This is a genomic window from Pseudoalteromonas sp. 3J6, from assembly GCF_903995135.1.
GTDB lineage: Bacteria > Pseudomonadota > Gammaproteobacteria > Enterobacterales > Alteromonadaceae > Pseudoalteromonas.
In genome coordinates, this window is sequence record NZ_LR877185.1 from 950,120 (window position 1) to 964,281 (window position 14,162).

Annotated in this window: 14 protein-coding genes; 4 read left to right on the forward strand and 10 right to left on the reverse strand. The window is 40.6% G+C overall.

The window, feature by feature from the left end; all coding sequences use genetic code 11:
* Positions 1 to 11 precede the first annotated feature (11 nt).
* The gene (locus P3J6_RS04390; RefSeq protein WP_198522319.1) at positions 12 to 1,964 is read left to right on the forward strand and encodes a phytase; all 1,953 of its coding nucleotides are present in this window, start codon (positions 12 to 14) and stop codon (positions 1,962 to 1,964) included.
* A gap of 135 nt (positions 1,965 to 2,099) precedes the next feature.
* Positions 2,100 to 2,777, forward strand: coding sequence for a hypothetical protein (locus P3J6_RS04395; protein WP_198522320.1), 678 nt, complete (start codon positions 2,100 to 2,102; stop codon positions 2,775 to 2,777).
* A gap of 3 nt (positions 2,778 to 2,780) precedes the next feature.
* Here the strand turns inward: P3J6_RS04395 and pdxR are convergent, their stop codons facing one another.
* Positions 2,781 to 4,244, reverse strand: a complete 1,464-nt coding sequence (gene pdxR, locus P3J6_RS04400) for a MocR-like pyridoxine biosynthesis transcription factor PdxR (RefSeq protein ID WP_198522321.1) — start codon at positions 4,242 to 4,244, stop codon at positions 2,781 to 2,783.
* Between the two features lie 106 nt (positions 4,245 to 4,350).
* Here pdxR and P3J6_RS04405 point away from each other — a divergent pair, with 106 nt between their 5' ends.
* Together P3J6_RS04405 and P3J6_RS04410 are read left to right on the forward strand one after the other, a co-directional pair.
* Complete coding sequence (locus tag P3J6_RS04405; RefSeq protein ID WP_010391105.1) at positions 4,351 to 4,926, forward strand: GNAT family N-acetyltransferase; 576 nt, start codon at positions 4,351 to 4,353, stop codon at positions 4,924 to 4,926.
* Positions 4,926 to 5,513 (forward strand): FMN-binding negative transcriptional regulator, encoded by a 588-nt coding sequence (locus tag P3J6_RS04410; RefSeq protein ID WP_010391103.1) that lies wholly within the window; start codon positions 4,926 to 4,928, stop codon positions 5,511 to 5,513. The genes P3J6_RS04405 and P3J6_RS04410 overlap by 1 nt, the downstream gene beginning before the upstream one ends.
* 80 nt (positions 5,514 to 5,593) lie before the next feature.
* Here the strand turns inward: P3J6_RS04410 and cyoE are convergent, their stop codons facing one another.
* The 9 genes from cyoE to nqrF form a co-directional block, all read right to left on the reverse strand.
* A complete protein-coding gene (cyoE, locus tag P3J6_RS04415; RefSeq protein ID WP_198522322.1) occupies positions 5,594 to 6,478 on the reverse strand; it encodes a heme o synthase in 885 nt (294 codons plus the stop codon).
* A gap of 9 nt (positions 6,479 to 6,487) precedes the next feature.
* The gene (gene cyoD, locus P3J6_RS04420; RefSeq protein WP_054202032.1) at positions 6,488 to 6,844 is read right to left on the reverse strand and encodes a cytochrome o ubiquinol oxidase subunit IV; all 357 of its coding nucleotides are present in this window, start codon (positions 6,842 to 6,844) and stop codon (positions 6,488 to 6,490) included.
* Positions 6,844 to 7,476 (reverse strand): cytochrome o ubiquinol oxidase subunit III, encoded by a 633-nt coding sequence (gene cyoC / locus P3J6_RS04425; RefSeq protein WP_198522323.1) that lies wholly within the window; start codon positions 7,474 to 7,476, stop codon positions 6,844 to 6,846. The genes cyoD and cyoC overlap by 1 nt, the downstream gene beginning before the upstream one ends.
* Positions 7,473 to 9,461 carry a cytochrome o ubiquinol oxidase subunit I gene (gene cyoB, locus P3J6_RS04430; protein WP_198522324.1) on the reverse strand — a complete coding sequence of 663 codons (1,989 nt, stop codon included), beginning with the start codon at positions 9,459 to 9,461 and terminating at the stop codon, positions 7,473 to 7,475. The genes cyoC and cyoB overlap by 4 nt, the downstream gene beginning before the upstream one ends.
* Before the next feature lie 2 nt (positions 9,462 to 9,463).
* Entirely contained in the window at positions 9,464 to 10,417 is a 954-nt protein-coding gene (cyoA, locus tag P3J6_RS04435) for a ubiquinol oxidase subunit II (protein WP_198522325.1), read from the reverse strand.
* 330 nt (positions 10,418 to 10,747) lie between these two features.
* Entirely contained in the window at positions 10,748 to 11,176 is a 429-nt protein-coding gene (locus P3J6_RS04440) for a hypothetical protein (RefSeq protein WP_010391099.1), read from the reverse strand.
* 326 nt (positions 11,177 to 11,502) lie between these two features.
* Positions 11,503 to 11,715, reverse strand: coding sequence for a (Na+)-NQR maturation NqrM (gene nqrM, locus P3J6_RS04445; protein ID WP_010391098.1), 213 nt, complete (start codon positions 11,713 to 11,715; stop codon positions 11,503 to 11,505).
* A gap of 97 nt (positions 11,716 to 11,812) precedes the next feature.
* Positions 11,813 to 12,835 (reverse strand): FAD:protein FMN transferase, encoded by a 1,023-nt coding sequence (locus P3J6_RS04450; protein WP_198522326.1) that lies wholly within the window; start codon positions 12,833 to 12,835, stop codon positions 11,813 to 11,815.
* A gap of 99 nt (positions 12,836 to 12,934) precedes the next feature.
* Positions 12,935 to 14,158, reverse strand: coding sequence for an NADH:ubiquinone reductase (Na(+)-transporting) subunit F (nqrF, locus tag P3J6_RS04455; protein WP_008111899.1), 1,224 nt, complete (start codon positions 14,156 to 14,158; stop codon positions 12,935 to 12,937).
* Positions 14,159 to 14,162 lie beyond the last annotated feature (4 nt).

Genomic DNA, 14,162 nt, shown 5'->3' on the forward strand with positions numbered 1-14,162 from the left:
AGGATAAAATAATGAACTTTAAACTAAATACAATTTCAGCGGTACTAACAAGTGCTGTGCTTGTAACTGCGCTTGGCGGTTGTACAAGTAATGACGATACCCAAAACACGACAGAAATAGCAAAGCCGGCTGTTGAGGCTAAGTTATTTGGCCCACAACAAAACATGCAAGGCTCACAAGCAGCAGCGCTAGGTAATAATCAATGGCTAATGGCGAGCGAAAGCCAGGGCTTATTACTTACCGATAACGAGAAAAGCAGTGTGCTGTTAGCCGGTAGCTTTGAGTCAATTTCACTAAAGCAATTATCAGCGCAGCAGTTTTTACTCGCCAGCCTGGATAAGAGCCAAGACAACGTAGCTATTTTTAAACTTATAAAAAATGGCCAAACTTGGCAGCTTAATGAACTCACTCGTATTACCCCGCCTCAAGCTCAACCTGATGCTGTGTGTTTATTTAAAAACACCAATACCGAGACTGTATCAGCGTTTGTGCCAGATGTTCGCGGCTTGATCAGCGAAACGGTTATATATGATTTAGCAACAAACCAAGCTAAAAATATCGCAGTACGTGAATTCTCTGCGGTCACTGAGGCTTCAGGTTGTGCAGTAAATGACGACACAAAAACCCTGTATGTGAGTGAGGCAGAGCTCGGAGTGTGGGCCATTAATGCTGATGCAGAATCAGATGCCAATAAGCAACCTGTGGCTTTAGTACAGCCATACGGCGAATTAAACAGTGAAATTGGGGCTCTATCAGTATCACAAGACGGTACTTTATGGCTGAGTGCCACTGATGGTAATATGGTTTATGCTTACCAAGCTCAAACAGACAAGCTAAGCCAATGGTCACTGGCAGGTGGGCACACTATTGAGTCTGTTGCAGCGAGCTTTATTAATGACAATCAAGCGCAGCTAGTTTTGATTGATGATGAAACCGGCGCTTACATTCAAGCAAACGTTAACTACGCAGCGCAAACTTCTGTCTCAAATAGCAAAGTTGCTATGACTCATCTTCATGCCAGCGCACAAACCACACCGGTTGCAGCGTTTGGTGATGCAGCAGATGACCCAGCAATTTGGATAAATGAGCAAGATGCTAAAAATAGCTTAATTTTAGGCACAGATAAACGCCGCGGCTTGATGGTTTATGACCTTGCTGGCAACAAAGTACAGTCGCTCAATATAGGCCGTTTAAATAACGTTGATGTGCGCCAACATCAAGGTATAAACAACGAAACCCATACGTGGATCACTGCCAGCAACCGTACGCTTAACAGTATTAGCGTATTTACTGTTGATGGCGATAACAAACTAAACCATGTAACAGAAGTCGAGACTAACCTACCTGAGATTTACGGCATGTGTATGTATTCGTCTGATTCTGGCCATTACGTGTTTGTTAATGATAAATCAGGTTTATTCCAGCAATATAAGCTCATCGGTGAGCAAGATAATCTAAGCGGTGAACTGGTTAGAGAGTTTACCCTACCAAGCCAACCTGAAGGCTGTAGTGCTGATGATAAACTAGGCCAATTATTTGCAGGCGAAGAAGATGCAGGAATTTGGTATATAGGTGCAGAGCCTACCGCTGGTAACAAAGCAGTAAAGTTACAAAGTGTTAATGAGCAGCTGGTGGCAGATGTTGAAGGTATGGAAATTTACCATGGCGATGATGAGCGCTATTTAGTGGTATCAAGCCAAGGCGATAATAGTTATGTGCTTTACAAAATCTCAGATGATACTCAGCCAAGCTTGAGCTTTGCGGGTAAGTTTAATGTCATCGCGAACCTAGATAAAGGCATTGATGGCGCAGGTGAAACGGATGGCTTAACCGTTACAGCAACGGCTTTACCAGGTTATCCTGAAGGCATGCTTATAGTGCAAGACGGCTATAACCGCATGCCATTACAACCACAAAACTTTAAGATTATTGACTGGCGCGAAGTGAAAAAAGCAATTAGATAATAGCTAACTCTAAATATACTGATACACACTAAAACTTAAGTGTGTATCACGTTTAAGCCTTACTAAAATTTAACTAAAGATAATTTTTTATAAATGTATACTACACTTTATATCTATAAATTAATTGGGGTTATTATGCGGCTACCTTATTTCGCATCTTTATTTATCAGCATTGTATTTTGTACCAGCTCGCTTGCTAATGCCGAAGAACCACCAGAACTTCCGCCATTAAACCCCAAATATGAAGCAGAGCATGCCATGGTATTGGTTAATAAAGGTTCAAGTGTATACGCCATTAACATTCCAAGCTTTGAGCTTCCCTTTGATATGCATGTTATGTACAAGGTAGATGTATCTGATATTCCATTTTTAGATTTAGTACGTGATGCTGAGTTAGTTACCGTAAAATCAAAGCCGTTTAATATTCAACGCTTAATGCGAGGCGAAGAAGTCGCGATTACCGCAGATGTGTATCTTGGAGATTTTAGACAAGGAGGTAGCTTAGTTTACAGTGATAAATTAATAGAGCTTAGCGAGCAGTTATTTACTCGTGAGCTAACTGATTTAAGTCCAGCCTCAAAATGGCAACAGTACGACATGGTTACGCTAAAAAATAACGAGCGCATTTACATTCACCAAATAACTCAGCCACCAAGCTATCATCATATTATGTTTGTTGATTTAAGTGGTGCCTGTTTACAAAAGTTTCGCACCTCAACTGAAGTGCCCTCTGCTGGTGAGCTCAATTATAAGTTTATAAATTGTGGCACATTGAAACCGATGTTTTATGATGCTGAAAGCTTAAGTAAATAAGCTTTATTTGAAAACGTGTTCAGCAATCAATTCAAGCCCAGCTTGCATCGCCAAAGTTGATTGCCCAGCAAATCCTAAACGTACATAACTGTGTTGCTTAGGTATTAAGCTACGTTCTGAGTCTTTAAAGTAAAATTCAGGCTCAACCTGTACATACACACCTTTACTTTGCAGTACTTGCTTTAACTGGTCCACCGGTTTATTTAAATTAACCCACATCGCCATGCCACCGTCGGGTTTTATATATTCAATTGGATAGCCTGATAATTGCAGCTGCGTTAGATAATCACCCATCGCTTCATAGCGCTGCTTATAGAGCTTTGTCATACGCTTTAAATGGCGTTCAAAACCACCTTCTTTCATCCAGTGTGCGACAGCTAATTGCATAATCACATCATTTTTATGGTTCATTAGCTGCTTCCATGCGGTTAATTGTGCGATTACCCCAGGCGCTGCACAGATATAGCCAATCCTTGCTGCTGAAAACATAATTTTTGAAAACGTTGATAGATATATCACAATGCCTGCGGGGTCATCGGCAGCCATGGGTTGCAAAGGCTGGCAACGGTAGTGAAATTCATGGTCGTAGTCATCTTCAATAATCATCACATTATGGGCATAACACAGCTGATAAATTTGTAAGCGCCGGGTGGGTGATAAGGTCACAGTCGTTGGGTATTGATGCAGTGGCGTTAAATACAGAAGTTTAATGGGATAGCGTTCAAGCTGAGTTTTAAAATCATCAACACACAACCCTTCATCATCTTGTTTTATATCTATAAGCTGCGCGCGACATGCTGCAAATGCTTTACGAGCAGGCGGGTAACCTAAGGTTTCGGTTGCAACATAATCGCCTTTATTAATAAAGGCTTTTGATACTAAAAAAAGCGCTTCTTGAGAGCCATTACACATAAGAATGTCGGCTGTTTTTAGGTTTCGTGCTTTGTGTAAATAATGACTAATTTGCAATTTTAAATTAGGCTCCCCAGCCACATTGCCATAGTGAAATTGGCTGGTATCTAAATGATTAAACACATGACTTACAGAGCGTTTAAATTCTTTATAGGGAAAGCGTGTTAAATCGGGTAAGCCTCCAGCAAAGTTATAAGCATAGTGATTTAAGTCCATTGTAGGTTCTGACACCGTAAGCGTGGTAGCAAATCGATACGGCTTAGGAGCCAATGCTTGAGACTGGGCAGTGTTTATACTGTTTTGAATAGGCAATGTATTGGTAACGCTGTAGCCTGATCGTTCATAGGATTCCAACCATCCTTCTGCGACAAGAAGTTGTAGGGCATTCATTATTGTATGACGGTTTAATCCGTACGCTTGTGCCATATCGCGTGCAGAGCTGAGTTTGCTGCCAGCGAGAATGTCCCCTTTTATAATCGACTCCCTAAGTGCATCTGCTATTTGCAGGTATTTAGCTTTACTCTGGCTAGTGAGCTTTATATTAAGTGGCTGCATAAACACCTTCCAAACTGGTATAGGTAAAAATTAAATTTTGGTTGTTTTTAACAAACCAATAAAGCGTACATTTGTTATGAATAAATAGCAAAATATGGGGCTTATAATGTTCACAACGCAAATTCATCAAACCAACAAGGTTGCCTTAGAGCCACTTAAACTCAAACATCTCGAGGGTCTATATCAAGCAGGTAAACACCCACAAGTTTGGCAGTGGGTATTAAGTAATTACACACAAACCCAAGTTAAGTTGGAGCAATGGTTTACACATAGCGCGCAGTTTAATCAAAACGAGCAAGTGGTTTTTGCCATTATTGATAAACATTCACAGCAAGTTGTTGGCACAACCCGTTTATTTAGGTTAGACAGTAACAACTTAAGCGCTGAAATTGGCCATACTTTTATTAGCTTCACTGCACAGCGAACATACGTAAATACGCATGCAAAATATTTACTTCTGAGATATGCATTTAATCAACTTAATTTAGTACGGATTAGTTTTAATACCCATGAGCACAATCAACAATCACGCAATGCCATTGCCCGTTTAGGCGCTAAGTATGAAGGAATAGCCCAAAAAGACCGACGTCTAGAAGATGGTTCATATCGCAACACCGCAAAATTCAGCATTATTGACGAGCAATGGCCAGCTATAAAGTTACGACTTGAGGAGTTATTATAATGTACCCACCCGAGCACTTTATGCAAAAAAATACCGAGCAATTGCATGCGCTTATTAATAATTTTCCATTAGCAACAATTTTTATGCCCTGCTCAAATAGTCAATTAAATAACATTTGTCATGTACCTATGTTATTCAACTCTTTAGAAAATATGTTTATTGCACATGTAGCAAAGCATAATCCACTATCAAAGCTTGATAATAAACAGGTGAATTTACTCTTTAATAGTGACAATTGCTATTTATCACCCTCCTATGCGGATAATCAAACATTGCCTAGCTGGCTTTACGCATCGGTGTTAGTGACTGCAAAAGTACATATTATTAAAGATGAGCTAAAAAAAGATCTCGTAATGCGAACCCTTACTAGTCATTTTGAGAAAACATTTGAGCCTGAGTGGAAAATTGATGAAGTGCCTGAGCAGCATCGCAATACAATGTATCAACACCTGAGTTTTATAGAGCTTACGCCAATTCACTGGCAAGGTAACTTCAAACTCAGTCAAAATAAATCAGCCGCTATAAGAAATAAAATAAAACAAAGTCTGGTAGATGCCAATAAGCACTCAATAGCGGCCTTGTTTTAGGAATGAAAAAAGGCTCCTCGCAATGCTCAGAGCCTTTGGTTAACTTTGGGAATTAACTCGGTTCATTGATCAGATGATGATCAGTTTAGCGCCACTAACTGTGGCGCAATTGTTTGATAATCTACCGCCATGGCAATACTCAAAGCGGTAATATTAATAATAGAAAACGCAAACACTTGGCGTGCCCAACGGGTGGTGTCTATGTTGTAGCGATATCCTCTAAGTGCCATGAGTAACCACCAAAAACTCGTAATACAGGCAACGGCCATAAAGGCAGCACCGGTATAACCACTAATTGGCAATAGCATCACCACTAAAGCATATACGGCAATATAAAGCACAATATGGCGCTTAGCTTTATTAACACCTTGCGCCACGGGCAATACTGGAATATTAGCGGCTTGGTAATCTTTAAAGCGAAAAATAGCAATCGCATATGAGTGCGGCATTTGCCACAAACTAAACATCACCAGCAGTATTGATGCACCCATATCGAACACACCCGTAACAGCGCAATAGCCAACAACAGGTGGAACTGCGCCCGATAGACTACCAATAAAGGTGCCGTAAACAGAGTTGCGTTTCATGTAGAGGCTGTACACCCCTACATAAATGACATAGCCAAAGGCGGCAAAAAATACCGCCGCTTGAGTGGTAAAGGCGATTAATAAGCCAAAGCCAATTAGCCCTAATAACACGCCATGGCTTAAAGCGGCTTTTGCAGACATTTCGCCCGTTACAGTTACACGTGAGCGAGTACGCGCCATAGCAACATCAATGTCTCTATCAATAACATTGTTTATGGCACATCCCGATGCAACAACAAGCGATAAACCAACCAAGGTAACCAACATTAACCATGGGTCTATATCACCGCGGGCGGCGAGTAAAAAACCACCGGCAACGCTGATCAAATTCCCCATAATAATACCTGGCTTAGTAACAGCTAAATAACGACGAAACATCTGAAACCTCTAATACATCATCATTGCGTTTGATTCATAAATGATCCAAACAGACAGTCCAACCACCATGACGATGATCAACGCGCTAAACAAGAAGGTAAAGGTATTCGCTTTACCTTCATCAGTGGTGAAATTAAGGTGTAAAAAGTATTTTAAATGCACCCAAATTTGCACGATTGCTAAAGTAACAATACTCCAAAGCGTGGTGACCTTTGAAAAGTCACCCTCCATCACCATCCAAAATGGAATGGCCGTTAAAATCACTGACAATACAAAGCCAATCAGGTATGTTTTAACACTACCGTGTGACTGATCATGATGTTGGCTTTGCATTTGCGCTAAAGCATGCGTTTCACTATGGCTCATTACATTGCCCCCATTAAATAAACAACGGTAAATACACAAATCCACACAATATCTAAAAAGTGCCAAAATAAGCTTAAGCAACTTAAGCGCGTGACGGTTTTTTTACCTAAACCGCGCTTGATCACTTCTATCATCATTATGCTCATCCAGATAAGGCCTGCAGTTACATGTAAACCATGCAAACCCACTAATGAGAAAAACGATGTTAAAAAAGCACTTTGCTGTGGACCATTGCCATGAACAATTAAATGATGAAACTCATAAATTTCCATACCAATAAACACCGCTCCTAAACAAAAAGTGACCGCGAGCCAACCAAGCGTCAGCGCCTTTTTTTGCCCTTGAGCGGCAATCATGGCAAAACCAAAAGTAATACTACTTATAAGTAGCGCCGCAGTTTCAACGGCAACAAAATCAAGCTCAAAAATATCTTTGCCCGATACACCGCCTGCGGTGTTCATATAAAGCACTGCGTAGGTTGCAAAAAATGAGGCAAATAAAAGGCAATCGGTCATTAAATAAAGCCAAAAGCCAAAGATTGTATCGCCTGAGGTATCGTGATGTTCATGCGTATGACTTACGCTATGAGGCTCTAAATTTACATGGCCTTGAGTTGCAGATAACGTACTCATGCGCTTACCTCCTTCGTGTTACTGGCAATATGCGCGCCTTCAATTTGTAATATTTCATCGTTTTGCACGTAGTAATCTACATCACTGGTGTAAGCACGGTTAATAAACAGCGCAATCGCGCCAATAAAACCAAGCCCTGCTAGCCACCAAATATGCCAGATCATGGCAAAACAAAACGCCGTTAAACTCGCAGCAATAAACACACCCGATGCGGTATTTTTTGGCATATGAATTGGGCTATAGCTAGATTTACCTTGATAAGCTAGGCCTTTTTCTTTCATATCAGTCCATGTATCAATATCATCAACATGCGGGATTTCAGCAAAGTTATAGTATTGCGGTGGTGATGACGTTGACCATTCAAGGGTGTGACCGTTCCAAGGATCGCCAGTGGTATCATCAAGCGCTTCGCGGTTTTTAAAGCTCACATATAGCTGAATAACTTGGCAAATAATACCGAACATAATAATCACGGCACCCACCGCAGCAATATAAAGCCAGATATTCCAATCAGGATTATTAGAGTGGTTTAAGCGACGCGTCATGCCTAAAAAGCCGAGTACGTACAATGGCATAAAGGCTACGAAGAAACCGATTAACCAACACCAAAATGACGCTTTACCCCAACGCTCATCAAGCTTAAAGCCCATTGCTTTTGGAAACCAAAAAACAAACCCGGCTAAGTAGCCAAATACTGCGCCACCAATGATGGTGTTATGGAAATGAGCGATTAAAAATAAGCTGTTATGCAATACATAATCGGCACCAGGGATTGCCAGTAATACTCCCGTCATACCACCAATACTAAAGGTAACCATAAAACCAAGCGTCCACAGTACGGGAACAGTAATGCGCAAACGGCCACGGTAAATAGTAAACAACCAACTAAATAACTTAACCCCAGTAGGCACAGCTATGACCATGGTCATCACCCCAAAGAAAGCATTTACATTAGCGCTTGAGCCCATAGTAAAGAAGTGATGTAACCATACAATAAAACCAAGAATAGAAATGGCACCGCTGGCATATACCATCGATTTATAACCAAATAAACGTTTACCAGTGAAGGTCGACACTATTTCAGAAAAAATACCAAAAGCTGGTAATACTAAAATGTATACCTCTGGGTGACCCCATGCCCAAAACAGGTTGATATACATCATGGCGTTACCGCCGGCTTCATTAGTGAAGAAGTGGAAATCTAAATAACGGTCTAGCGTTAGCATGGCCAGCACTGCGGTTAAAATTGGAAATGATGCCGCAATTAAGATATTTGCCCAGGTACATGCCCATGTGAAAATTGGCATTTTCATCAGTGTCATACCAGGGGCACGCATTTTAAATACTGTCACTAGGAAGTTAACAGCGGTTAATAGCGTACCGAGCCCCGATATTTGCAAGGCCCAAATATAATAATCGACCCCCACCCCAGGGCTAAAGGTCAACTCCGACAACGGTGGGTAAGCAACCCAGCCTGTTTTAGCAAACTCACCAAAAATCAGCGATAAATTTATTAAAATGGCGCCACTGGCAGTAAACCAAAAACTTAAATTATTTAAAAATGGAAAAGCCACATCGCGAGCACCAATTTGCAGTGGTACAACAATATTCATTAAACCAATCATAAATGGCATCGCCATAAAGATGATCATAATAACGCCATGGGCGGTGAATATTTGGTCGTAATGTTCTGGTGGCAGATAACCTGGGGCGCCACTGGTAGCAAGCGCTAACTGCGCACGCATCATAATGGCATCAGAAAAACCACGAAACAGCATGATTAGCGCTAATAAAATGTACATAACGCCTAAGCGTTTATGATCAACCGAGGTGATCCAGTCGCGCCAAAGCACACCCCATTTTTTATATTTTGTTATTAGCCCTGCTATAATAAGCCCGACTATAGCAATCACCGCCATGGTAACCATAATAATAGGTTCATGAAACGGAATTGCATCTATAGATAATTTACCTAAAAACGACATGATTATTCCTCGCCCTGGCTGTGTGATGATGGCATTGAATGATTACCCATTGCCTGATGCTCATTACTCATCTGCTGATGTTTACCCATCGAGTGGTGTTTTTTGTTCATATCGCCATGCGCCTGCATGTATTTCATCACTATGGTATGAAATAAACCGTCATCAACCTTGCCATAATAAGCAACGGGATTGTTTTCACTCGCTTTGGCAAGCTCAACATAATTGGCATGAGTAAGGCTATTAGCGTTGGTTTTAACCTGTTCAACCCACTGGTTAAAGTCAGCTTTTGTTGGTGTTGCGATGGCATTAAATTTCATACCAGTAAAACCCGCACCACTGTAATTAGCCGAAAAGCCTTTAAACGTGCCTGGCTCATTAGCGATTAAATGCAGCTTAGTTTCCATGCCCGCCATTGAGTAAATTTGACTACCTAACTGGGGAATGAAAAACGAGTTCATGGTACTTTCTGAGGTGATTTTGTATTCAACCGGAACATTAGCAGGAAATACCAATTCGTTTACCGTAGCAATACCTTGCTCAGGGTAAATAAATAACCACTTCCAATTAAGTGACACCACTTCAACAGTTAAGTGTTCACCTTTACCCTCTATCGGTTTATAAGGGTCAAGCTCTTGAGTTGACTGCCAGGTGATCACACCTAAAATAACAACAATAACAATAGGAACCGCCCATACAACAGCCTCAATCTTATTAGAGTGAGCCCATTTTGGTTCGTAAATTTCATGGTTTTGTGTGTCTCTGTATTTCCAAGCAAAATATAAAGTCATCACAATAACGGGGATCACAACTAACAACATAAGCACAGTGGCGATGATGATCAGATTTTTCTCATCAATACCTATCTGCCCTTTTGGGTCGAGTACCCCGCCATTACAGCCTGATAAAATCAGCGCCATACTAGCTAAAGCAATATTAAAAAGGTTACGAATTAACAAGGGACTATCCTAAAACCTAAAGAGTTTTTATTAGCTGCCAAAAATATTTAGCAACGATATTTGATAAAAACCCAAGTTAATTAAGATTGAATTACAAATAATGCAGAGCGAATGCAAGCATGAAGTATTGACCACTGGCTTAATAAAAAACACCTAGCAGAACCAACCCAGCTTTTTTTAAACACATTAATATAACGCAATAAAAATTAACTTGGGTGAGGTGTGGTTGGCTGAGAGTGTGTAAAAACACTAAGCTACAATGAAAGTAATCGTTATTTACAGCAAGAATAAATAATTAGATACCACAGGTGTAACCTATACCCATAAAAATTAATGAGTAAACAGACAACCTGTAAAGCTAGGTGGAGCACGACAACCATGTGCAGCTTGCACGGGTTGCTGAACTTTAGCCTCGCTAAAAGCAAAGGCTGCTTTACGGAGGATTATTCCAGCACGACGCGCTGGAAACATGTGGAACAATAGCCAACAAAGGCCAATAAGTAACTGACACGATAAGATAGGATGAGCTAAAAATTCGGCAATAGTCAGTAATAATGGCTCTATAAAAAAGCCATCACTGATCAATGCTTCAAGCCTAAAGGCATCCTCGATAGCGCCACTAAGCAACATAACGGCATTAAAAACTAATAATGTTACAGCCACACTCACGCCTCTTTTCGCTTTATTAAAGCGCTCATGCAACACTGACTTACCTAAGGTAAGCAAAGCGCTGGTATGAAACAAAGAAAATGAGTTCAAAAACATTAACCTATTAAAATGACTAATAACAAAATTAGGTATACACCGTGGCAACAAAAACAAGTTGCAGCCGTAAAGCCTTATACAGTGACATGAAATACAGTCTCAACGCATTAGCACTATTTTGCTAAGCTAGAATTGATCCGCATCAATAGAACTTTCAAAACTTACTGAAAGTTCGGGCATGAGTATAACAAAGAGAGTTTTCTGTTCAAGATAAAAACACGATTATTTTATCAGCTGGTGATTTATTTATGGCGATATAAATAAAAAACCTCCCGTAGAGAGCTACGAGAGGTTTTTTGTTTAAACAGAAATAAATCTATTTAAAGAATTTGGTTTTCTTTCCATACTTGCTCTTTGGCTAGACGCTTTTTGCGTTTATCGCATGGATCATCGCAATCACATGCTTTATCAATACCTACAGAGCCTAAGCCTCCGCAGCTACTCGCCATCGATTTTCTTTGAACTATCATGCCTATCGCCATCGCAGCGACAATTAAAATAAGTAAGCCAAAGGTTAGAAAAAAAAGTGACATTGCTTAGCCCCTATTGTTCAGCAATAAAATGAGCTCAAATACGCTATATGAGCTCGTTACATTATATACCCTCATGCTAAGGATATAAACCTAAAGACTATAAATAAGGCTTAAACGCAGGACTTGAATAAGTGACTAAACCATCAGGCGATTTAGCAATTAAATACACTGGCAAATCATGCTGCTGCGCATACTGTTGTGCTTTTTCCATACCCATAACCGTTAAAGCAGTCGCTAAACCGTCGGCCGTCATAGCGCTAGGGTGTAAAACTGTAACAGAAACTAAGTCATGCTTAATTGGCATCCCTGTCATAGGATCAATAAGATGAGTATAGGTTTCGCCATCCATAGTATAAAAGATTCGATAATCACCTGAAGTGGCAATACCGTTATTACCTGGTGCAAGTACACGGTGTACTTTTCGCTCACCGGGGTTAGCATCAGGTTGTTCAATTGCTATTCGCCATGCTTGATTGTCTGGTTTTGTACCAGCAATACGTAACTCCCCGCCAATCTCAACCATGTAATCTATAATGCCTTTGCTTTGTAATAGCTCAGCCACTTTATCAATACCATAGCCTTTTGCTGTAGCTGAAAACGACAATTCTAAATCAGCCATCGTTTTTGCTAAGCCTTGCTCGTTAAGGACCAACTTATCTATACCAATGTTATTGATCATATTTGCCAGAGCTTCATTCGTTGGGCGCTTTGTTGGTTTTTTATCTGGGCCAAACCCCCATAAATCTATCAACGGCCCCATAGTCACATCTAGGGTCTTAGTTGAATTACCTATACGCATAGATTCACTAATAACTGCCCTGAAGTCATCACTGATTGGCATTACTTCGTTGGCATCTAAACGGTTAAAGGTGTTTATTTCTGACTCTTCGATATAGGTCGACATAGACTGGTTGATATCAACTAAAACCGCATCGATTTCTGCTTGTACTGCTTGAGGGTCAACTTGCTCAGCGTAAAACTTAATGTGGTAAGTTGTACCCATCGTTTTACCTTCTAAGTAGGTTTCCTCTGGGACTGATTTTCCACATCCAGATAATAGTAAAGTCAGCGTGATTATAAATAAGGCGATTATGCCCTGGGGAGTATTTACTTTGTTCATAACAACCCTACTTAATAGGTTAAAAATTAATATAAAAAAGCCTCGTCACATAAAATGCGACGAGGCTGGTATTTTAACTAAATTTAATCAGTTTGGGTATTAGCCACCGAAATCATCTAGTAAGATGTTTTCTTCTTCAACACCTAAGTCTTTAAGCATAGTGATAACAGCCGCATTCATCATTGGAGGACCACACATGTAGAACTCACAATCTTCAGGCGCTTCGTGATCTTTAAGATAGTTCTCAAATAACACGTTATGGATAAAGCCTGTGTAGCCTTCCCAGTTATCTTCTGGTTGCGGATCTGAAAGCGCTGTGTGCCAAACGAAGTTTTCGTTTTGCTCAGCTAGGCCGTCAAAATCTTCAACATAGAACATTTCACGTTTAGAACGCGCACCATACCAGAAACTAATTTTACGTTTAGAGTTTAAACGCTTAAGTTGGTCAAAGATATGTGAGCGCATTGGTGCCATACCTGCACCACCACCTACGAATACCATTTCAGCGTCTGTGTCTTTAGCGAAGAACTCACCAAATGGACCAGAAATAGTTACTTTATCGCCTTCTTTAAGTGACCAAATGTACGAAGACATTTTACCACATGGTAGGCTTAGGTTTCTTGGCGGCGGCGTAGCGATACGCACGTTAAGCATGATGATGCCTTCTTCTTCTGGATAGTTAGCCATTGAGTAAGCACGAATTGTTTCTTCGTCTACTTTTGACTCCAGATCGAAGAAACCAAAATGGTTCCAATCGCCACGATACTCTTCAGGAATATCGAAATCTGCATATTTAACATGGTGAGCTGGCGCTTCGATCTGGATGTAACCACCCGCACGAAACGGCACTGACTCGCCATCAGGAATTTGTAGCTTAAGTTCTTTAATGAACGTCGCTTTGTTATCGTTAGAGATAACTTCACAATCCCATTTTTTAACACCGAAAATTGACTCTTCAAGTTCAATTTCCATGTCGTTTTTAACATTAACCTGACACGCTAGGCGACAACCTTCACGTGCTTCACCTTTAGAGATGTGGTCAAGTTCAGTTGGCAGAATATCACCGCCGCCTTCTTTAATGTGTACGCGACACTGGCCACAAGAGCCACCGCCACCACATGCAGAAGATACGAAAATACCTGACTCAGATAGTGCACCTAATAGCTTACTACCTGCTGATGTTTTAATGGCTTTGTCTGCATCGCCATTAATGCCGATGATGATATCACCGCTTGCAACTAGCTTAGATTTAGCACCAATGATGATTAAAACTAGTATTACAACGATAGCGATAAAAACACCAACGCCTAAGAAAATATCCATGATT